17 protein-coding genes and 1 tRNA gene are annotated in these 20312 nt (G+C 63.6%); 6 read left to right on the top strand and 12 right to left on the bottom strand.

Features of this window, described 5'->3' with window-relative positions; translation table 11 throughout:
- Position 1: 1 nt before the first annotated feature.
- The 4 genes from AKN83_RS14900 to mobB all read right to left on the bottom strand — a co-directional run bounded on the left by AKN83_RS14900 (position 2) and on the right by mobB (position 3200).
- Positions 2-280 (bottom strand): hypothetical protein, encoded by a 279-nt coding sequence (locus AKN83_RS14900; RefSeq protein ID WP_050401199.1) that lies wholly within the window; start codon positions 278-280, stop codon positions 2-4.
- Between the two features lie 89 nt (positions 281-369).
- Positions 370-2022, bottom strand: coding sequence for an OFA family MFS transporter (locus tag AKN83_RS14895; RefSeq protein ID WP_050401200.1), 1653 nt, complete (start codon positions 2020-2022; stop codon positions 370-372).
- A gap of 322 nt (positions 2023-2344) precedes the next feature.
- On the bottom strand, positions 2345-2614 hold the full coding sequence (locus AKN83_RS14890; protein WP_050401201.1) for a sulfurtransferase TusA family protein: 270 nt from the start codon (positions 2612-2614) through the stop codon (positions 2345-2347).
- A gap of 58 nt (positions 2615-2672) precedes the next feature.
- A complete protein-coding gene (mobB, locus tag AKN83_RS14885; protein ID WP_050401202.1) occupies positions 2673-3200 on the bottom strand; it encodes a molybdopterin-guanine dinucleotide biosynthesis protein B in 528 nt (175 codons plus the stop codon).
- 228 nt (positions 3201-3428) lie between these two features.
- Between mobB and AKN83_RS14880 the strand changes: the two genes are divergently transcribed.
- Positions 3429-5990 carry a fused MFS/spermidine synthase gene (locus tag AKN83_RS14880; protein ID WP_063695354.1) on the top strand — a complete coding sequence of 854 codons (2562 nt, stop codon included), beginning with the start codon at positions 3429-3431 and terminating at the stop codon, positions 5988-5990.
- Positions 5991-6097: 107 nt separating this feature from the next.
- On the top strand, positions 6098-6409 hold the full coding sequence (locus AKN83_RS14875) for a hypothetical protein (RefSeq protein WP_050401007.1): 312 nt from the start codon (positions 6098-6100) through the stop codon (positions 6407-6409).
- Positions 6410-7116: 707 nt separating this feature from the next.
- Here AKN83_RS14875 and AKN83_RS14870 read toward each other — a convergent pair.
- Together AKN83_RS14870 and AKN83_RS14865 are read right to left on the bottom strand one after the other, a co-directional pair.
- A complete protein-coding gene (locus AKN83_RS14870; RefSeq protein ID WP_063695353.1) occupies positions 7117-9066 on the bottom strand; it encodes a molybdopterin biosynthesis protein in 1950 nt (649 codons plus the stop codon).
- Between the two features lie 9 nt (positions 9067-9075).
- Entirely contained in the window at positions 9076-10185 is a 1110-nt protein-coding gene (locus AKN83_RS14865) for a molybdopterin-binding protein (protein ID WP_063695352.1), read from the bottom strand.
- A gap of 183 nt (positions 10186-10368) precedes the next feature.
- Here AKN83_RS14865 and AKN83_RS14860 point away from each other — a divergent pair, with 183 nt between their 5' ends.
- Entirely contained in the window at positions 10369-11580 is a 1212-nt protein-coding gene (locus AKN83_RS14860; RefSeq protein ID WP_050401009.1) for an ABC transporter substrate-binding protein, read from the top strand.
- A 73-nt stretch (positions 11581-11653) separates the two neighbouring features.
- Here AKN83_RS14860 and AKN83_RS14855 read toward each other — a convergent pair whose 3' ends face one another.
- The gene (locus AKN83_RS14855) at positions 11654-12622 is read right to left on the bottom strand and encodes a TAXI family TRAP transporter solute-binding subunit (protein ID WP_050401010.1); all 969 of its coding nucleotides are present in this window, start codon (positions 12620-12622) and stop codon (positions 11654-11656) included.
- A 119-nt stretch (positions 12623-12741) separates the two neighbouring features.
- On the opposite strand from AKN83_RS14855, the gene AKN83_RS14850 reads away from it, so the two are divergent.
- The 3 genes from AKN83_RS14850 to AKN83_RS14840 all read left to right on the top strand — a co-directional run bounded on the left by AKN83_RS14850 (position 12742) and on the right by AKN83_RS14840 (position 15186).
- Positions 12742-13710 (top strand): Bug family tripartite tricarboxylate transporter substrate binding protein, encoded by a 969-nt coding sequence (locus tag AKN83_RS14850; protein ID WP_050401011.1) that lies wholly within the window; start codon positions 12742-12744, stop codon positions 13708-13710.
- Between the two features lie 132 nt (positions 13711-13842).
- A tRNA-Ile gene (locus tag AKN83_RS14845) sits at positions 13843-13918 on the top strand.
- 392 nt (positions 13919-14310) lie between these two features.
- Positions 14311-15186 (top strand): SDR family oxidoreductase, encoded by an 876-nt coding sequence (locus AKN83_RS14840; protein ID WP_050401012.1) that lies wholly within the window; start codon positions 14311-14313, stop codon positions 15184-15186.
- A gap of 42 nt (positions 15187-15228) precedes the next feature.
- Here AKN83_RS14840 and AKN83_RS14835 read toward each other — a convergent pair whose 3' ends face one another.
- The 5 genes from AKN83_RS14835 to AKN83_RS14815 all read right to left on the bottom strand — a co-directional run bounded on the left by AKN83_RS14835 (position 15229) and on the right by AKN83_RS14815 (position 20289).
- Positions 15229-16050 (bottom strand): enoyl-CoA hydratase/isomerase family protein, encoded by an 822-nt coding sequence (locus AKN83_RS14835; protein ID WP_050401013.1) that lies wholly within the window; start codon positions 16048-16050, stop codon positions 15229-15231.
- A 40-nt stretch (positions 16051-16090) separates the two neighbouring features.
- Complete coding sequence (locus AKN83_RS14830) at positions 16091-17857, bottom strand: adenylate/guanylate cyclase domain-containing protein (RefSeq protein WP_050401014.1); 1767 nt, start codon at positions 17855-17857, stop codon at positions 16091-16093.
- A 101-nt stretch (positions 17858-17958) separates the two neighbouring features.
- Complete coding sequence (locus AKN83_RS14825) at positions 17959-19005, bottom strand: alpha/beta fold hydrolase (RefSeq protein ID WP_050401015.1); 1047 nt, start codon at positions 19003-19005, stop codon at positions 17959-17961.
- A 45-nt stretch (positions 19006-19050) separates the two neighbouring features.
- Positions 19051-19710: a cysteine hydrolase family protein gene (locus AKN83_RS14820; protein ID WP_050401135.1), complete on the bottom strand. Its 660-nt coding sequence runs from the start codon at positions 19708-19710 to the stop codon at positions 19051-19053.
- 51 nt (positions 19711-19761) lie between these two features.
- Entirely contained in the window at positions 19762-20289 is a 528-nt protein-coding gene (locus tag AKN83_RS14815; RefSeq protein ID WP_050401016.1) for a hypothetical protein, read from the bottom strand.
- Positions 20290-20312: the final 23 nt, after the last annotated feature.

Raw genomic sequence — 20312 nt, 5'->3', positions numbered from 1 at the left:
CTCAGCTCCTGGCCATGCAGTCCGAGATGTAGAACCAGCGGTCGTCGCCGATCAGGCCCTTCTGCTTCACCTCTTTGCGGCAGGCCTTGAGCTTCGGCTTGTTGGCGCGCCACTGCGCCTTCATGGCCTTCAGTTTCTCCATCGTGAGCTTGATCTTCGACGGCTTGGCCGTGGTGGCGGCGGCCGGTGCCGGCGCTGCCGGCGCCGCCGTCTGGGCCGACGCGGCATGGAGCCCTACGGCGAGCAGCGCGGCGGCAAGGCAAATCCGGGTGCGAAACATTGAAATCCCCAATGCGATTTCTATTCATGAAATTGAGCGGTCGCCGCGGGCGCCGGAGAACCGGCGGCCCGCGGCGATGATGGTCGCGATCAGAGAATTTTGACCGCGCTGAGCAGCGTCATGTAGATGCCCCAGGCCAGTGGAATGCCGACGAACAGCCAGAACAGCGCCGCCCTGCCATCGAGGCCACCCTTGCCGATGCCGAACGATCCGGTCGCGCCGTTGCCTCCGGTCGCCGTCGCGGCTTGCAGCTTCGCCACCTCGGCGTCGCTCATGTGCCACTTCGGATCGACCGGCTTGATCATGTAATTGCAGATGAGGCCGGCGATCAGCATGGCGCACAGGATGTACATCGTGGTGTTGTAGAGCTGGTCGCGCGGCACGCCGGCGGCGAGCTGGAATTCGCGGAGATAGTTCACCACGACCGGGCCGATGATGCCCGCGGTCGACCACGCCGTCAGCAGTCGGCCATGGATCGCGCCGACGAACTGGGTGCCAAACATGTCGGCGAGATAGGCCGGCACGGTGGCGAAGCCGCCGCCATACATCGACAGGATGATGCCGAAGCCGAGCACGAACAGCAGTTTCGATCCCATCGCGGCGAAGGTCGGCGCCAGCGCGTAGAGCGCGATGCCGAGGATGAAGAACGTATAGTAGGTGTTCTTGCGGCCGATCTTGTCCGACAGCGACGCCCAGAAGAAACGGCCACCGATGTTGAACAGCGACAGCAGGCCAGCGAAGCCGGCGGCGATCGCCGCGATCTGCGCCTTCTGCGACGCGTCGAGCGCGTTGAAGCCGACATTGGGCAGCCCGATCAGCTTGCCGGCGAAGATCTCCTGCAGCATCGGCGAGGCCATGCCGATCACGCCGATGCCGGCCGACACGTTCAGGCACAGCACCCCCCAGATCAGCCAGAACTGTGGCGTCTTGTGCGCGTTGTCGAGATGGACGTTCTTGCTCGAGATCATCGCGTTGGCTTTCGCCGGCGGCGTCCAGCCGTCCGGTTGCCAGCCGGTCGGCGGGAGGCGATAGCGGAACGCTCCGATCATCATGAACACGAGATAGATCGCGCCCATCGCGAGGAAAGTCTCCCAGACGCCGACCGAGGTCGGGGTCTTGAAATAGTTCATCAGTCTGTCGGCGAGCGGCGCGCCGATCATGGCGCCGCCGCCGAAGCCCATGATCGCCATGCCGGTCGCCATGCCGCGGCGATCCGGGAACCATTTCACCAGCGTCGACACCGGTGAGATGTAGCCGAGGCCGAGGCCGACACCGCCGATCACGCCGGAGCCGAGCCACATTAGCCAGAGCTGGTGCGTGTAGACGCCCAGCGCGCCGATCACGAGACCGCCGGCCCAGCACAGCGCAGCGACGAAGCCGGCCTTGCGCGGACCGACCTTCTCAAGCCAGCCACCCCAGATCGCGGCGGAGACGCCGAGCAGCACGAAGAACAGCGTGTACATCCACCCCAGGCTCGCGACCTTCCAGTCGCAGGTCGTCGTGAACAGCTCCTGGACCAGCGAGATATCCGGGCACGCCTTCGGCGCGGTCAGCCCGATCGCGCGCGACAGCGGCAGCCAGAACACCGAGAAGCCATAGGCCATGCCGATGCACAGATGGATGCACAGCGCGGCCGGCGGCACCAGCCAGCGGTTGAAGCCGGCGGTCGCGATCGTGTGTTCCTTGTCGAGGAAACCTGCACCTGCCGCGGATAAGCGTCCGGCGCTGCTCACTGTGGTCATTGACTCCTCCCCTGCAGTCGCCGTTTCGTCAGGCGCATCTGCGTCTTCGATCCCGTCTCAGCCCGTTGCGGCAACCGCCGGCCCGACTGCTCCGCACATTCCCTCGGTGCGCCGGGACCAACCACGCGCACTCCGGAAATGTTAACCCCCAATGCGAACGGATATGCCAAGCCGTGCCGCCCGATCCGGGCGCAGGCCGGTTTTGTCCGTCCACGTGCCCACATCCGGGCACGGCTCCACCTGCACAGGCCGGCGGAGATTATCAATTCGTGCAGAAGGGGAAATAGGTGTCGATAGGCAAAAGGTAGATATCAGGCTGGATCTAGCGCGTACGTGGCGCTGCAGCATTTGAATTATCTATCATTCCATTCGTCTTCTCGATCAGGAAAACGATCCGAACCTCGCTTCGTTCGGTGATTTCGACCTTGTCGCCGGTCTCCTGGATGAGTGCCGGGATATCGATCACCGAAAGCGGATCGGTGCAATGCACTTCGAGGAAATCACCCGCCGTCACGCTCCTGAGGGCCTTGCGCGTCTTCAGCGCAGGCAGCGGGCATTTCAGGCCGGTGAGATCGAGCTTCGTCGTTGTCATGATCGGACCTTGGCGAAGCCGCCCCGCGTCGTCAACGCCGACGCTTCCTCAACCATGTTCAGCTGTCGGCCGGAGCCGAAGCGAGCACATCGTCGACGGGAATCGCGGAACGCAGCATCAATTCGGCGACATCCTCGATGTCGTCGAGATGCGCGATCGGCAGCGTGGTTTCAACCGCGACGTCGCTGGCGATCCCGACCACGCACGGATCGTCGGGAAACAGCAGCGGCTTGCCGTTGGCGGCGCGATACACCTCGATCTTGCTGACCGGCTCGCGCCTGAAGCCCTCGACCACGACCAGATCGACCGGCGCCATCTTGGCGAGCAGTTCCGGCAGTCGCGGCTCACTCGCGCCACGCAGCTCGTGCATCAGCGCCCAGCGCCGCGTCGAGGACACCAGCACCTCGGTCGCGCCGGCCTGCCGGTGCACCCAGGAGTCCTTGCCGGGAATGTCGACGTCGAATTCGTGATGGGCGTGCTTGATCACGGAGACGCGCAAGCCCCGGCCAAGCAGATGGGGGATCACCCGCGACAGCAGGGTGGTCTTGCCGGCTCCGCTCCAGCCCGCGAGGCCTATCACCTTCATACGCAATCTCCGCAGACATATAACGTCCAATGCTGCTTATATCAGCCTTGACGCAATGTCATGCCAGCCCTGCCAGCGGGTGGCGATGGATCAGGCTCCCGGGATCGCCTTGGGAGGCTCCTGGACGGGTTGCGCGCGCGGCAGCGCAAACCCGAGCAGACCGCCCATAAGGGCAATCTTAACGGCATTTGCCGTACCAGTTCTCCCGATCAATGGGAGGCCTCTCCAGTGCCCAATCACGATGGTGTTCGAGACGCCATAAGCCTGAAGAACAGGGTTCTGGTCACCGCGATCTTTCTGGCATCGGGCGCGGCATCCCTGATCCTGCAGGTTCTCTGGTTCAAGCAACTGCAATTCGTGCTGGGAAGCGCGACCGTCTCCGTAAGCGTTACGGTGGCGAGCTTCTTTTTCGGTCTCTCCCTGGGCAGCGCTTTCGGGGGCCGAGTCGCCGACACCGTCAGCCGCCCCCTGAAAATATACGGCTTTCTCGAACTCGCGCTCGCGGTCGTTTCCCTGGCGGTAACCGCGTTCCTGTCGCACTGGTCGACATGGGTGGGCTGGCTGGCGCCCATGCTGGACCTGGAGTCCCCGTTCCGGTTGCCGCTGATGGTCGCCCTGTCGCTCGCCGTCCTGTCGCTGCCGACCATGCTGATGGGTGCGACCCTGCCCTTCCTCGTGAAATTCCTGACCCGCACGCAAACCGATCTCGCCAATCGCATCGGCCTGCTCTACGGGTTCAACACCCTGGGCGCGGCGATCGGCACCCTGGCCGTCGGCTTTGTCCTGATGGGCCTCTGGGGGATCACGGGATCGGGCCTTGTCGCAGCAGGCCTTTACGTCTGCGTCGGCGGCGTGGCCCTGCTGCTCGCGCGCGGCGCAAGCCCGCTGTCGCCGGTCGCCGCAGAAGCGCCGGCGCAAACCGCCGTGCCCGGGCCTGGCAAAACGTCCATCCTCATCGCGATCTTCGCGTGCTCCGGATTCGTGTCCATCGCCTATGAGGTCGTCTGGTTCCGCTTCCTGACCAATGTCAGCACCTCGAGTGTCTACGCCTTCTCGGGCATGCTCGGTGTCTACCTGCTGGGCTTGGTGATCGGCGCCCTGATCTGCGCGAGGCTGCTCGCGCCGCGCAAGGATCAACTGCTGCGGTACTTCGCCGTCACGCAGCTGCTCATCGCGGTTGCGGCCACGCTAACCGTCGGAATCCTCGGCAAGGCGCGCACCGTGGGAGCGGCGTTGTCTCCCATCGTATCAGGCCTCGTTCCAGTCCCGGCGCAGGAGCTTTTGGGAGGCGATGTTTCATTCTTCCTGATCTGCGCCGTTGCCCTGTTGCTGCCGACCACGCTGATCGGCATCAGCTTTCCCCTGGCCAGCGAACTGACCGTGATGCAGATGAGCGCGCTGGGCCGCCGGATCGGCACGCTCTACGCCTTGAACACGATTGGCGGCGTGCTGGGCTCCCTGGCGGCAGGGTTTCTTCTGATCCCTTATCTGGGCAGCCAGGGGGCGCTCACCGTCCTGATCGCTCTGAACGTCGTGCTCTTTGTTGCGGCCACCGTATCGCAACCGGGTCTTCTGAAAGAAGGCAGCCTTTGGCGACAAGGGGCAGTCGCAGCAGGCATCATCGCTGCGGCGCTCCTGCTCTTCACCCCGCACTATCTCGAACGGGTCCTGACCGCGATCGAAGGCGGCAATGTCCTCGAGTTGCGCGAAACCAAACAAGCAACATTTGCGGTGGTCGAGTATCGCGAGAAGGCGGCGGGCACCTATCAGCAACTCGTGGTGAATTCGAAGAGCTATGCCAACAACCGTCCCGAGGGACGACGCTACATGGCGGCAATGGGGCACTATCCGATTCTGCTGCACCCGGGCCCGGTTGAAACGGCTGTCGTCATTTGCATCGGGACCGGAACCACGGTGGGTGCGGTCAGCACGCACCAGGAACTAAAATCCATCGACGCGGTCGATCTGGCTCCGACCGTGTTCGAGTTTGCGCCTCACTTCGTGCCGATCAACAAGCGGTTCTACCAGAATCCCAAGGTCCATCAGATCGTCGCGGACGGACGCCACTTCCTGCTGGGAACAAACGAGACATTCGACGTCATCACCCTCGAGCCGCCGCCCCCCCATGACGCCGGCGTCATCAACCTCTACACAGAGGAATTCTATGCGCTGGCAAAACAGAAGATGCGTCCCGGCGCCGTCCTTGCGCAGTGGGTGCCGCTGGATTTCAACCGCGGCATTCTTCCGAAGATGATCCTCAAGGCCATGATGGGCCAGTTCAAGCACGTCTCCCTGTGGTTGCCGTCCAGAATGGAAGGCGTGGCCATCGCCTCCGATGAACCGCTGACAATCGATCCTGGCGTGCTCGCCGCGCGCATGTCGAAGCCTGGGGTGGCTGAGGACCTGACAGCCAACGGCCTGCGCTCGTCTGAGGATTTCCTGGCGACGTTCATCGCCGCCGATGAAAAACTCGCGGCCTTTGTCAGGGATGTGCCGAGCCTCACGGACGATCGGCCACGCCTCGAATATTACAACTGGTATCCGCTGAGCTCGGTCAGCGTGGACGAACTGAAGCGCCTCCGCGAGCCGGTCGAAACCTATCTTGCCGATAAGTCCATCGACGAGGCCCGCCTCGACACCGCGCGCACGGTGGCCAATGCGATCCTGGATGAGCACCAGGCCACGGCTGACGGCGACAAGTCCGCCGCCCGTGCCGCGCTTCGCCTGGCCCTCAAGCTGGATCCGGATAACTCCTATGTCGGCTTCCTGGACCGCAAGCTGCGCGAGTGATCGGCCCCTTGCGGATCGCCTTTGGAGACTATCCAGCGGATATACCTCGAAGTTTCCAATGCACCGGGTGACCGGAACACGATATTGTGGCGTACTGGAGCACCTCCATGCCTCGCTCGCCTTCGATCGTGCCGCACCAAATCGACCACGACACCTATCTGGTGCTCAACGATTTCGGCCGGCTTGGCCGCGCCTGGTGCGAGACCGACGAGGAAGGCACCGACCGGAAGACGCTGATCCGCCGTCTCCTGGATGACCAGTACAGCCATCCGGTCCGTATCATAGCCTTCAATACCAGCGAAGGATGGTCGCGCGACGTCACCACCGATATTGCCGACGAGCTTCGGCGCCGTTTCGTCGAATACGACGAGGTCCCGCGCTCCGTGCTGGAGTTCGTCGAGATGGCCATGCGGCACTGAACCGGATTCGCAATCGCACCGGGACCTGCGGCAAAATTACCCGACGGGCAACTCAACAGAAACCTGTCAATCCCCGGCCGCGAAAATATTTCGCTTTATCCGAAAACCAACTCAGTGCTATAAGTTCGTCGTCTCACCCGATCGAGGGGCGCTGCGCATCGTCACGGGTGTTGCGGTGAGATGCGGTGGACGCCGATCATGCTGGAGACGAGAGCATGTGAAGCGGACGGTGAAGTCGTGTGGTCCTGACGCCCTAGCGGCAGGTGTCCTCTCGTGAAACGCGCAAGCGTTTTGCGAAGGCGGTGACAAGCAAGCCCAGTCTCGCCGGGGAGAGCACGAAGTAAGCCGTAACCCATCGCGCAGGGAAAGCCGGATTGCTCCGGTTACACCTGTGGTCCTACCCCCGTGCTTTCTACCCTTTGCACGGGGCCCATGGGTGCGATCGGCACCCGGCTTTCCCTGCGCCCTCTGATGAGAGAGGGTCGAACGAAATCCAAAGCTCGGACGATTCATGTCGCGAGAGTGCCGAAGTATGACTGACAAGCGGAGCCAGACATTCGGTGTTGTCCCGGCGAAAGCCAGGACATATTGCCCCAAATCTCAATTGTTGCGCGACACTGGGGCCACAGCTCTGTTCAACAACCAACCCTGTGGTTATGGCTCCCCGCTTTCGCGGGGACGACAGCGGTGAATCTGGCGCCGATCGCCTACGCCGGCCTAAACCCCGCCTCGGTCAACGCGGCGCGCCCCTCATCAGATGCCAGTGCGTCGAGGAAAGCCTGCACCGTGGGCCGCTGCTTGCGCACTGTCACCAGCGCAAAATCGTAATGCTCTTCGGCAAGCGGAATGAAACCGAGCCCGGAGGCCGCCGCGACCGGTGCGATGGTCATGCCCCAGTCGGCGCGATGCTGTGCCACCGCGGCCGCAACCGCATTGTGCGAGCGCGGCTGATTCCAGTAGCCGTCGGGCCGGCTGCCTGCCAGCAGGCGGTCGATCAGGATCCGGGTGCCGGCACCCTGGTTGCGGTTGACCATGATGCAGGCGGGATCGGCCAGCGCGGCGCGCACCGCCTGTTCTGCGCTCAAACCGGCAAAGCGCGTGTCGTCCTTGCGGAACACGATGCCCTGCATGCGCCGCCAGCCCGGCACCAGCTCGAGGCCATCGGCCAGATACGGCGTGTTGTAGGTCCCGGTCTTGTCGTCGAACAGATGGATCGGAGCGAGATCGCACTCGCCCCGTTTTGCGGCGGCGAGGCCGCCGAGGCTGCCGACCGCGATCGAACGCACCACCAGGCCGGCATGGGCCAGCGGCGCGGTGACGAGATCGAGCCCGATGCAATGGCTGCCGACGATCACGAGATCAGGCACCCGCACATGCGGCGTGAACAGCGTCACCTCGGCGTCGCTGCCGGTCGGCAGCTGGTCGGCCAGCGCCTCGATCTTCAGGAAACCGTCAGCCTGCGCGAACGAAGTGATCGCCCCCGAGCCCTTGCCGTTGGGATAGGCGATCAGGCCGTCGGCGCCCTCGACCAGCGACACCATCACGAACTCGGTGCGCCCGAGCTCGGAGGCGATGCGCACCGGCACCTTCGCCGCCACCTTGGCATCCGACCGCGGCGGCAGCCCGGCCATTCGCCGCAGCACCGGCACGATCATGTCGTGGAAGGTGAACATCGCCGAGGTTGGAAAGCCCGGCAGGATCACCACCGGCTTGCCGTCGCAGACCGCAAGGCACAGCGGCTTGCCCGGCTTGAGCGCCACGCCATGCGCGATGATGCCGGGCTTGCCGAGCCTCGTGACGATGCGGTGCGAGACGTCGCCCGCGCCCTTGGAGGTGCCGCCCGAGAGCACCAGCATGTCGCTGTCCGCGAGCGCCTTGCGCATCGCGGCTTCGAGCATCGCCTCATTGTCCGCGATCGCGCCATGGAACGACGCGTCACCGCCGTTCTCGGCAATCGCCGCGGTGACGATCGCGCCGTTGGTGTCGTAGATCGCGGCCGGCCGCAGCGTCTCACCAGGCTGCACCAGCTCGTCGCCGGTCGAGAGGATCGCAACGCGCGGCCGTCGCGTCACCGCGACTTCGGCGATGCCGCAGGCCGCGAGCATGCCGATCTCGCGCGAGCCGATGATCGTGCCCGCCCGCAACAGCGCCTCGCCGCGCGCGATGTCGGAGCCGGCATAGGACACGAACTGCCCGGGCGACGCCGCGCGGCGAACCTCGATCGCATCACTGCCGGAGGGTTGGGTGTGCTCGACCATCACGATCGCATCGGCGCCGCGCGGCACCGGGCCCCCGGTCGCGATCGCGGTCGCGGTGCCCGGCAGCACCGGCCGGGTCGGCGCGACGCCGCACGAAATGATCTCGTCATTCACCGCGAGGTGCACTGGGGCACCCTCGCCAGCGCGTGCAAGATCGGCCGAGCGCACGGCGAAGCCGTCGACATTGGAGCGATCGAACGGCGGTACGTCGATCGGCGCCACCACATCCGCCGCAAGCGCGCGGCCGAGCGCGTCGGCGAGCTGCCGCGTCTCGGACGGCAATTGGCGCGGGAACAGCGCCGCCTCGAAGCGCCCGATCGCTTCCTCGCGCGACAGGATGGTCAGGAACTGGTCCTGCTCGATGGAGGGGTTGGGTTTCGGCGTGAAAATATTGGTCATCTCGGGAACTCACTCCCGCAACATATAGGCATCGACGATCGTGCCCGCAGCAAAGCCCTCCGCGGCGCCAGGCACGATCAGCAGGCCTTCGGCACGCGCGATCGCATCGAGCGACAGGTCGCCGGTCGCAAGCGCGGCCCAGCAGCCCTGGCGGCGCGTCAGCAACACGACCTCTGCAATGCCGACGCCGGAGGCGATCTTGCGTTCCAGCGGCAGCGGCAGTGTCTGGCGCGCCCGACGGCCGGACAGGCGATCGAGCGCCGGGAGCGCGATCGCCCAGCAGGCCGCGAATGCCTGATCCGGCGCGCCCGGCAGGGCAACGACCGGCGTTGTGTCGATCCGGCCGACCGCTGCGGTGCGCCCGGGCTGCAGCGCAATGCCATGCGCGAGCAGCGTGCCGCAGCTCGCCAGCGCATTCACCGCCGCATCGGTGCGGCCAACGCCGGTGCCGCCGATCGTGACGATCAGGTCGCAGCCGGCGGTCTCGAGCGCGTCAGCGATCGCCGTCGCATCGGGTGTCGCCTCGGCATAGACGATCTCAGCGCCCGCGAGACGTGCGGTGTCGGCGACCAGTTGTGCGGTCAGCTGGCCGTTGCAGATGTTGACGATGCGAAGCCGAGGCCGTCGGACGCGCAACAGGTTCACTCCAGCCGCGCGCGCGAGCAACAGACCGCGCGGCAACAGCGGCTCGCCCGCCGGCATCACGGCACGCCCAACCGTGATGTCGCTGCCGGCACGCCGGACGCCCTGCCCCGGGATGGCTTCGGCGAGCACCTGCGGCAGCGGACCGGAGGTGTCGACGGCATCGGCATCGACGACACAGTCGGTGCCGTCGGGCATCGCCGCGCCGGCCGCCACCCAGACCGGAGGTCCGGCCAGCGCCAACGGTGCATAGGAGGACGCTCCGACGAGATCATGGGCGCGCATCGCCCAGCCGTCGCCGACGGCAACGTCGTGCGGCGGATAGGCGCGCGGGGCCGGCATCTCGGCCGCGACGCAGTGCACTGCGTCGGCCGGCGGCAGTTCGATCGGCTGGACCGGCACGAGGTCGCGCAGCAGGGCGGTCAGCACCGCATCGAGCGGGGTGAGCGAAGCCGGAAGGCGCTGGGCGGTGATCATGGCCCGCTATGGACTGAATCGGCCCCGAAAGAAACTGCCTCGGGCCGGTCCGGACCTTCGTCATTAGACCGATGGCGCGTTGACGCGGACCCCAAACTAGTTGCAAAAGAAACCAATATGACCGGGTTCCAGAGGCCCGGCACAATCATAATGGCCAATGCGCCAATTCAGGAGGGAGACACAATGAACGCCGCCAGACTTGCCATGTTCGGGATGCTCGCAGCCGCGCTGCTGGCCTCCTCGGCCGTATCGGCGCAGGTATCCGACGACACCGTCAAGATCGGTGTGCTGACCGACATGAACGGCCCGGCCTCGACGCCGACCGGACAGGGCTCGGTCACCGCCGCGCAGATGGCGGTCGACGATTTCGGCGGCAAGGTGCTCGGCAAGCCGATCTCGGTGATCGTCGGCGATCACCAGCTCAAGCCGGACATCGGCGCGACCATCGCGCGGCGCTGGTATGACGTCGATCAGGTCGACCTGATCGTCGACGTGCCGGTGTCGGCGGTCGGGCTCGCGGTACAGAACATCGCCAACGAGAAGAAGAAGCTGTTCATCACGCATTCGACCGGCGCCACCGACTTCCACGGCAAGTTCTGTTCGCCCTACGCGATGCAGTGGGTGTTCGACACCCGTGCGCTCGCGGTCGGCACCGCGCAGGAGGTGGTGAAGCGCGGCGGCGACAGCTGGTTCTTCATCACCGACGACTATGCGTTCGGCCATTCGCTGGAGAAGGACGCCTCCGCGATCGTGACCAAGAACGGCGGCAAGGTGCTCGGCGCGGTGCGTCCGCCGTTCGCGACGCCCGATCTGTCATCCTTCATCCTGCAGGCGCAGGCCTCGAAGGCCAAGATCATCGGCATCGCCGGCGGACCGCCGAACAACACCAACGAGATCAAGACCGCCGCCGAGTTCGGCGTCTTCGCCGGCGGGCAGCAGATGGCCGCGCTGCTGGCCTTGATCACCGACGTCCATTCGATCGGCCTGTCGGCCGCGCAGGGCCTGTTGCTGACCACCTCGTTCTACTGGGACATGGACGACAAGACGAGGGAATGGTCGAAGCGCTATTTCGCCAAGATGAACCGGATGCCGACGATGTGGCAGGCCGGCGTCTACTCCTCGGTGACCGCGTATCTGAACGCGATCAAGGAGACCGGCACCGACGATCCGCTCAAGGTCGCGGCCAAGATGCGCGAGAAGCCGGTCGAGGATTTCTTCGCCCGCAACGGAAAGCTCCGCGAGGACAATCTTATGGTGCACGATCTCTGGCTGGTGCAGGTCAAGACCCCGGCCGAGTCGAAATATCCGTGGGACTACTACAAGATCCTCGCCAAAATCTCCGGCGAGGATGCGTTCGGTCCGCCGGACCCGGCGTGCGCGATGGCGAAGAAATGAGATCGGCGAATGACGAATAAGAGGTAGCGAATAGATGCGATCGTCAGCTACTCGCCACTCACCATTCGCCGCGCTATTTCACCGCCCCGATCTCGCGGAAGTATCTGAGCACGCCGGGATGGATCAGGTTGATATCGGGCGCGGCGGCGACGGTGTTCGCCGCCGTGGTCTCGCAGGCCTGGGCGAGCTTCTTGCAGAAATCAGCCTCGACGCCGTGCAGCGTCTTCGCGAGCCGATAGGCGATGTCGTCCGGCAACGTCTCGCGCACCAGGATGTAGCTCCAGGAGCCGACCGAGTTAATCGCAGCAGTCTGCTTCGGATAGCTGCCGGCTGCGATCGTCAGCGGTTTCAGGAAGGTGTGCTTGGCGCGGATGCGGGCGATCTCGTCGGCGGTCGGCGCGATGAAGCGCGCGCCGGTCGCGCTCTCCGCCATCTTGCTGAAACCGGGCCAGCCGACGCCGGCGCCCCACAGCGCCGCGGCGCGGCCGTCCTCGACCATCGCAGGGCCATCGCCGGCACGGTCGAGATAGATCGGCTTGAAGTCCTCGTCCTGCTTCAGCCCGATGCCGTCGAGAATGTAGCGCGACAGGATCGGCAGGCCGGAACCCTTGGCGCCGAACGCCACGGGCTGACCGACCAGGTCCTGGATCGTCTTGTAGGGGCTGTCGGCACGCACCACGAACATGCCCGGGCTCGAGTACATCGCCGTGAGGATCTTCAGCCTGGTGGCCTTCGGCCGGCCGATGCCCATGAAGGCCTCGTAAGACGGCTCACCTGCGACGGTTGCGATGTCGACGCTGCCGGCCTCGAGCAGCGGGATGTTCTCATTGGAGCCCTTGGTGTTGCGCGGCTCGATCGACAACGTCGCATCGGCCGCGTTCATCACCTCGGCGAAGGCATTGCCATAGAGCGGAAAGCCGCCACCCGGCGTCGCCGTGGCGAAACTGATCGTGGTTTTGGAAATGGTCTTGCTCCCCTCTTGCGCCGCCGCACCGCCCGCGAGCAGCAGCGCGCCGGCGCAGATCATAGCAGCGAATTTCATGCCGAGCCTCAAGCATTGCAGATGAGCGCGACTATCGTCGCACGGGCGGGATCGTAGGCAAAGCCGGCGTTTTGTGAAACCATGACGACAACAGTCACAAGAAAATGACGGGAGAGACGATGTTCCGGTTCGCACGTGCCGCATTGCTTGGTTTGATTTGTTGCCTTGGCTCCGTTGCCCCCTCATCCGCGTCCGACTATCCGAACCGTCCGGTGCGCTGGCTGATCGGGTTTGCCGCCGGCGGCCCGGTCGACATCGTGGCGCGCATCATGAGCCAGTGGCTGTCGGATCATCTCGGCCAGCAATTCGTGGTCGAGAATCGCGCCGGCTCCGGCGGCAACATCGCAGCCGCCGCCGCGATCAACGCGCCGGCGGACGGCTATACGCTCTTGTTCGTCGCGCCCAACAACGCGATCTCGACTTCGCTCTACAAGAAGCTGCCCTACGACTTCCTGCGCGACACCACGCCGGTGGCCAGCATCATGCAGCTCACCAACATGCTGGTGGTTTCGAACGCGATGCCGGTGAAGACCGTTCAGGAGTTCATCGACTACTGCAAGGCCAACCCAGGCAAGATCGCCTACGCCTCGTCCGGCAACGGCACCTCGGTGCATATGTCGGCCGAGCTGTTCAAGGCGATGACCAAGTGCGACATGCAGCACGTGCCGTATCGTGGATCCGCGATCGCCTTTCCCGACATCATCTCCAACAAGGTGCAGCTGATCTTCGACAATCTGCCGTCGGCGCTGGAGCAATCGCGCGGCGGCAGCGTCCGTGCGCTCGGCGTCACCTCGCCGAAGCGTTGGCCGGGCGTACCTGATGTGCCGGCGATCGCCGAGACCGTGCCGGGCTTCGAGTCGGTCGGATTCTATGGCATCTCGGCGCCGAAGGGCACGCCGCCGGAAATCGTCGACATCCTCAACAAGGCGGTCGGAGAGGCCCTCAAGGACCCCAAGCTGGTGGCGCGCCTCGCCGAGGTGGGCGGCATCCCGAAGCCGATGACCCCGGCCGAATTCGGCAGGCTGGTCGCCGACGAGACCGAGAAGTGGCGCAAGGTCGTCGAGTTCGCCGGCGTCTCGGTGGATTGAGGGCGGAGGTTCGGGAGGCAGATGGGCGGCTTGCGGCACGGGTTCCGGCAGCGGCATTGCCGAAACCCCGCGCAGCCTGTAAACGAAGCCCGCACCGTTGCCGGCCGCACCCCGCGGCCCCGCAAGGCGGCGGGGCCTGTAGCTCAATGGTTAGAGCCGGCCGCTCATAACGGTCTGGTTGCAGGTTCGAGTCCTGCCGGGCCCACCAATGAGATCAATACCTTACTGGATCCTGGTTGCGGCCAGCGCGACTGCCGCACCAGAAACCGCACCAGGTACGTCCTCTTTTCGTTCGTGAGGACGGTTCGCGCTCCCACTTCCATCGCTACGGTCTTCCTCGCAGCGAAGGCTATGTCCGCTAAAGGCTCAATCTCGGAAATGAACTTTTTGAGCCAAGGTTGTCCGCAATGACGACGCAGATTTTACGCTGAACTTCGCCTGCGTCGGCTTTAACCGACGGACCAAGCCGTCTTCGTGCGCCATCCGCAACGTTGTCGTCGCACGACTGCGCAACGGCGCGCGATCGGTTTCCGCGATAACCCCGATGACACCGGAAGGAAAACCTCGATATGATACCCTACGGAAACAGGGGCCAGCCAGATGGGTGTCGCCGTAATTACCGGGACCAGCAGCGGTATCGGTCTCGCAACCGCCGCTACTCTGGCGCGCTCGGGCCATCTGGTGTTTGCCGGCATGCGAAATCTCGATCGTGGTGACGAGCTTCGAGCGATAGTATCCAGGGAAGAACTCCCGGTTAAGCTCATTCGCCTCGACGTAGATAGCGACGCTTCCGTCAACGAAGCCTTCCGCCAAATATCGACAGAAGTTGGCGAGGTCGACATCCTCGTGAACAATGCGGGTGTTCCGGGAACCGGGCCTGTCGAACTGGCGCCGATGGAAGTATTCCGCCAGTCGATGGAAACCAATTTCTTTGGTGCGGTAAGATGCATCAAGGCGGTCGTGCCCTCCATGCGGCAACGGCGCACCGGTTGCATCGTCAACGTCACGTCGGTCGCCGGGCAGTTCGGTATGGCAGCGCTCGGACCGTACACTTCGACAAAATGGGCATTAGAGGGATTGAGTGAGAGCCTAGCTCAAGAACTTAGACCGTTCGACGTTCGAGTCGCCATGATAGAGCCAGGTGTTGTTGCTACTCCGATGACAACCAAGCCAAAGCCTTCCATTCCCGTGGATCACCCTTATTATTCATCGATCCGAAGGTTGCTTGCCTACTTCGATGCTTCGCTTGAAGATCCGACTTCACCCCTAGAAGTGGCTGAGACCATTCTAAGAGTTGTCGACAGCCGTACTGGCAAGCTTCGCAATCCGTCTGGCCGCGACGGGGCCAAAATGCTTCTTTGGCGCACAACAAAGACCGACGAAGCTTGGGTTGACCTCGCGGTCGCGAGCGATGCCGACTGGTCTGCCGACGTCAAAAGAGCAACGGGCGTGGTCGCCAAGCTACCTCTTAGCTGACAGCTTAGCTGATTTGGCTAGCCGTTTTCAGAAAGTCCCAAATCACGGCAAGGAGTCCGCCACCGCCCAGCCGAGGTTTAGTTCGGTGGCTGTACGGGTTTGGAGGCCACGCTTGATCAGTGACGCGCCGCGCGCTCGGGTCGCCGGGTGAGCTGTGGACGCGAAGAACGCCGACAACGCATGCCGGAATACGTCCTCGGGCGGCAGCGTGACCTCGTCCATGAGCGCCTTGGCCGCGACGAGCGCGTGTTTTTCGAATGAGGCCAGACGGCGGGCGAGAGAATCGACGAAGGTCTCGATCTCGGCGTCAGGAAGGGCGCGGTTTACATAGCCGTAGTGTTCGGCGAGGTCGGCCGGGAAATCGTCGGCACCCAGGATAACTTCCAGCCCGCGTCCCCGACCCATGAGACCGCCAAGCCGCGCCATCGGGTTTCCGCCGGGCACCGCGCCCATGCCGACTTCGAATTGTCCCAGAATTCCGCGTTCGCGGCTGGCGAAGCGCATGTCGCAGGCGAGGGCGAACTCGCTACCCGCGCCGCGCGCGCGACCTCGAATCTCCGCGATCGAAGCAACGGGGGCCCGTGAGAGCCGCACCAATACGTCGGCCCATGGATGCATGCCGGTGGGCCCGGGCGGCATCGCCGCAACCTTCGCCTTGTCAACCAGCACGTCCCAATGCGCCAGAAAGAAATCCGGGTCTGCGCTACGGAATACGACGACCTTTACGCCGCTGTCGGTTTCAAGAGCCGTAACCAGTTCCTGCAACTCGCCGACGGTATTCGGATCGATCAGGTTGATCGGTGGATTATCGAAGGTTGCCGTCCATAGGGCTGGCGACGATTTGTCGATGGTAATCTGCGTCATCGTACTTCTCCTTTGATGTATCGAATGTGAAATCGTGTGATCATCCTTCGGGTATCCCGGCCATTCGCATTGCTTCGCAGGCGCTCTCGCAGGCCGAGAGGTAGGTCCGGTCGTCGCTGGCGAAGTGCGAGCGAAATCGACGAATGGTGAAACTCGCATCAAGTGCCAGCCCAGCCTTCACAGCGGCTCGTGCCTGATCGAGATGTCCAAGTCGGGCCAACGCGGCGGCGATGCGGAAATGTCCGATGGCGTAGTTGCGATTGAGTTCCAGGCCGCGGCGCAGCCAGGCAACTGCCTCGGAGTCCGCGTTGAGTTGCATTTTCGCTACGCCGATAAAGTGGAGCCAACGGAATGCTCCGGCGTCACGGGGGGAGAGCCGAAGCGCTTCCCGGATGTGGGCTTCGGTTTCATCGGCGCGCCCCATGTAAACCTTGGCGATACCGATCCATGCGTGGGCGGCCGCCAGGTTTCGGTCCAGCGACAACGACTGTTGGCATTCCGCAATGCCTTGTGCTGCGCGATTGGTGGAGATCTGGACAAAGCCCAACACCATGTGCGCCTGGGCATGGTCCGGAACCAGCGACAAAGCTCTAACCAGAGCCGCTTCCGCGAGCGAAAGCCGCTCGATGCGGTCGTCGGCCACGAACGAGCCGGCGCTGATCGCTTCGACGTAGGCCGTCCCAACCAGCGCCTCGACATTGTCCGGCTCTAGGGCCAGAGCTCTCTCGAAAAATCCCTTGGCCGATGCCAGATGTTCGGGCGTGGGACCTCTGTTGCGGCCGGCAACGCCTTGTAAATACAGGTCCATCACATCCGGCTGCAGTTGCGCTTCGGCACGACGCGCTTCGGCCGCGATCAACTGCGTGCTAAGCGCGTTGGCGAGTCTCGCCACGATTTCGTCCTGCATGTCGAACGGATCTGCGACCGGTTTGTCGAACCTCTCAGCCCAAAGATGATTGCCGGTCGCAGCGTCGATCAACTGCACGTTCACTCGAAGACGATTGCTACCCGATTGCACCGATCCTTCCAGCGCATACCGGACGTTCAGATCGCGTCCCAATGCTCTCACGTCGACGGATTCGCCCTTGAATGAAAACGCGGTATTCCGCGCGACGACGTGTGAACCGTTGATGCGCGACAGGTCTGTGGTTAGGCTTTCGGTAAGGCCATCGGCAAAGCGTTCGTGTGCGGGGTCTTCTCCGAAAATCGTGAAGGGCAAGACCACCACAGAAAGCCGGGGCGCCGAAACCGATGTCGCGGCCCGCCGCGCATGACTTTCCCTCGGACAGACGGTGTAAGCGCGGGTTGGGTGGCAGATGTTCTTCAGGTTTTGCTCGCCGCGGTCGACGAAATCTACGTTGACCTTGCCCCGCACCTGCTCGTACACGGAGGACGAAACGCAGATGCCACCGGGCTCTGCAATACCCTCCAGCCGTGCCGCGACATTGACGCCATCACCGAAGATGTCGTCGAAGTCGACAATGATATCGCCGATATTGATGCCGATCCGATACTGGAGTTGCGGGTCGGCGCCGCCTGGTGCACGGTCGGCCATTCTCCGCTGGATCGTAATGGCGCACGTTACGGCGTCGACCGAACTTGCGAACTCGACTAGCACTCCGTCGCCAGTCGTCTTGACGATCCTGCCCTTGTGCGCAGCGATCTCGGGATCGACAAGGTCGCGCCGCAGGACCTTCAGGGCGGACAGCGTTCCAACTTCGTCGGCGCCCATTAGGCGCGAGTAGCCGGCAACGTCAGCGGCCAGCACCGCTGCAAGTCTCCGCTCGACGCTCTCTGCTGTTGTCATAGCCAAGCTCCCATCGGCAGATTTCGAAAACGGTCTCCGATCGAACCCGGGTCTGCGGTTTCTGCCCTCAAGCAGACTTCCAACCGCACCGACTTGCCCCATTAAGCCATCGCCGCGGCATCGATGACCGCGGATGCGAAGGCTTGTGGTGCCTCCTGCGGCAGGTTGTGGCCGATACCGCCCTGGATTTCGCGATGTTCATACCGGCCGGAAAACTTCCTGGCATAGGCCGCCGGCGCCGGATGCGGTGCGCCGTTGGCATCCCCTTCCATTGTAATGGTCGGTACGCCGATATTTGGAGATGAGGCGATGATCCGGTCGAGACGCTCGTACCGTGATTCTCCCTGCGCCAGGGCGATGCGCCATCGATAGTTGTGAACGACGATCGCGACATGGTCGGGGTTATCGAACGACTGCGCAGTGCGATCGAACGTCGTGTCGTCGAACTTCCACTGCGGCGACGCCGTCTTCCAGATCAGCTTCGAGAATTCATCGCGATATTTCTCGTATCCTTCGCGGCCCCGTTCGGTCGCAAAATAGAACTGGTACCACCATTGCAGTTCCGCGGATGGCGGCAACGGAGCCTTGCCGGATTCCTGGCTCGAGATCAGGTAGCCGCTCACCGATACCATTGCTCTACAACGCTCGGGGAATGCGGCGGCAATGATATTCGCTGTCCGGGCGCCCCAGTCGAAGCCGGCAAGCGTGGCCTGCTTGATGTCGAGCACGTCCATCAGCGCGACGATGTCGGCCGCGATCGCCGCGGGCTGCCCGTTCCGTAACGTATCGTTCGACAGGAAGCGTGTCGTGCCGTAGCCCCGCAGGTAGGGAACGATGACCCGATAACCGGCTCCAGCGAGCAGCGGCGTCACCTCGGCGAAGCTATGGATATCGTACGGCCACCCATGGAGCAGGATGATGGCGGAACCATAAATCGGCCCGGCCTCGACGTAACCGACGTCCAGCAACCCCGCTTTGATCTGCTTGAGTGGGGCGAACACGCCGTCATTTGCCGGAGCCGGACGCGTCGCACGAGCCGGCCGGCTTTCAGCCCGCACCGCTCCAATTCCGATCAATTGGGCCGCGGCAAACGTCGCTGCGGCCATGCCGACGAGATTGCGTCGATGATGATCGATATTCTCAGACATTTGAGTTCTCCACTTGGCTTAGCGACGTTTTCCTGATCGCCGGGTTCAGTCGACGCCCGCCGGATCGAATACCGGAAGGGACTCGATCGACAGCGCATCGAGGATCTCTTTCGTGGTCACGATCGCGCTGGCGTAGTTCGGCATGTTGATTTCGAGCGCCGCGTGCATCATTTCGGCCGAATAATCCGCTACGGCGTCCTTGACGACCGTGACGTCGTATCCGAGCTCGGCGGCGAAACGAACGGTCGCTTCGATGCAGGTGTGCGCGATCAGTCCGATGACGATGAGCCGCTGGATGCCGTGCCGCTTGAGCTGGAGATCGAGATCGGTATTGGCAAATCCGCTGGAGCACCAGTGCTCGCTGGCGACGATCTCGCCTGGAGCCGGAACGAATTCTGCGCGGAATTCGCCGCCCCAACTGCCGAACTCGAAGCTGCGGTTCTTCCATGCCGCCCGCTGCACAGGGGCAACGTACTTCCATGAGCTGTAGTCGCCGGGTCGGTAGCGATGGTGCATGGCGTAGAAAACCCGCAGCTTCGCCTCGCGCGCCGCATGGAGCACCTGCTGCATGTTCGGAACGGAATTGTTTGCCTCCGCTACGGCTCTGATCCGTGGCCAGATCTTGCCGCCTTCGGAAATGAAGTCGTTATACGGGTCGACTACGAGAAGTGCGGTGACGTTGTTGTCGTAGAAAAGGTCGGTCATGGAAGCCTCCATGGCGGCTGCGCCGACTGACGGCACAGCCGCGGTTAGGTGTTAATTGTTGCTCATTGCGGCGCGCTCGATGCTCGCCGCGAACAGGGGCGTCTCGCCCTGATTGTGAGCGATCGAAGCCGGCTGGCGCTGCGCCCGGAATAGGTCGAACGGGATACCTTGCTTGCCGATGAACTCCATGAATTCGTCGGTGGCGTATGATCGGACCCGGTTGGTGAACTCGCATTTTCCGGGCTCGATTTCGCGGGCCGTCAGTTCCCAGGTCACGTGGATCGTCGTGCGGCCGGTAGGTGTGAACACGTCCGAGGTCGAGTCGAGAACCAGGTGGTTCTTCTCGCCTACCGTTTCCACGTAATGCTGCACCATCAGGCTGCCGCCGATCGTTTCGACGTTGATCGACATGCGCTTCCCGTCGGGTGCGGTCGTGAAGCCGGCGGCGATGTGCGCCGGCGAGCAGCCCTGGTACTCCTTTTCGGACAGGTTGAAGCACCAGGCCGGGATATCGATCTTGCTGATGGGTGCGTTGATGATGGCGGTGAAGCTGGAGTCGACGATCTGGTTGGTGGTCATGGTTTTGATCTCCTGAGAAGTTG

The organism is Bradyrhizobium embrapense, assembly GCF_001189235.2.
GTDB lineage: Bacteria > Pseudomonadota > Alphaproteobacteria > Rhizobiales > Xanthobacteraceae > Bradyrhizobium > Bradyrhizobium embrapense.
This window is presented reverse-complemented; position numbering and strand designations above follow the sequence as displayed.

Bases quoted from the DNA above. Each gene is read 5' to 3' on its own strand.
- AKN83_RS14815 (WP_050401016.1), bottom strand. From the start codon at position 20,289: ATGACCACCAACCAGATCGTCGACTCCAGCTTCACCGCCATCATCAAC.
- AKN83_RS14900 (WP_050401199.1), bottom strand. From the start codon at position 280: ATGTTTCGCACCCGGATTTGCCTTGCCGCCGCGCTGCTCGCCGTAGGG.
- mobB (WP_050401202.1), bottom strand. From the start codon at position 3,200: ATGAAGGTGATAGGCCTCGCGGGCTGGAGCGGAGCCGGCAAGACCACC.
- AKN83_RS14865 (WP_063695352.1), bottom strand. From the start codon at position 10,185: ATGATCACCGCCCAGCGCCTTCCGGCTTCGCTCACCCCGCTCGATGCG.
- AKN83_RS14850 (WP_050401011.1), top strand. From the start codon at position 12,742: ATGTTCCGGTTCGCACGTGCCGCATTGCTTGGTTTGATTTGTTGCCTT.
- AKN83_RS14890 (WP_050401201.1), bottom strand. From the start codon at position 2,614: ATGACAACGACGAAGCTCGATCTCACCGGCCTGAAATGCCCGCTGCCT.
- AKN83_RS14855 (WP_050401010.1), bottom strand. From the start codon at position 12,622: ATGAAATTCGCTGCTATGATCTGCGCCGGCGCGCTGCTGCTCGCGGGC.
- AKN83_RS14875 (WP_050401007.1), top strand. From the start codon at position 6,098: ATGCCTCGCTCGCCTTCGATCGTGCCGCACCAAATCGACCACGACACC.
- AKN83_RS14820 (WP_050401135.1), bottom strand. From the start codon at position 19,710: ATGACCGACCTTTTCTACGACAACAACGTCACCGCACTTCTCGTAGTC.
- AKN83_RS14840 (WP_050401012.1), top strand. From the start codon at position 14,311: ATGGGTGTCGCCGTAATTACCGGGACCAGCAGCGGTATCGGTCTCGCA.
- AKN83_RS14895 (WP_050401200.1), bottom strand. From the start codon at position 2,022: ATGACCACAGTGAGCAGCGCCGGACGCTTATCCGCGGCAGGTGCAGGT.
- AKN83_RS14870 (WP_063695353.1), bottom strand. From the start codon at position 9,066: ATGACCAATATTTTCACGCCGAAACCCAACCCCTCCATCGAGCAGGAC.
- AKN83_RS14835 (WP_050401013.1), bottom strand. From the start codon at position 16,050: ATGACGCAGATTACCATCGACAAATCGTCGCCAGCCCTATGGACGGCA.
- AKN83_RS14825 (WP_050401015.1), bottom strand. From the start codon at position 19,005: ATGTCTGAGAATATCGATCATCATCGACGCAATCTCGTCGGCATGGCC.
- AKN83_RS14830 (WP_050401014.1), bottom strand. From the start codon at position 17,857: ATGACAACAGCAGAGAGCGTCGAGCGGAGACTTGCAGCGGTGCTGGCC.
- AKN83_RS14860 (WP_050401009.1), top strand. From the start codon at position 10,369: ATGAACGCCGCCAGACTTGCCATGTTCGGGATGCTCGCAGCCGCGCTG.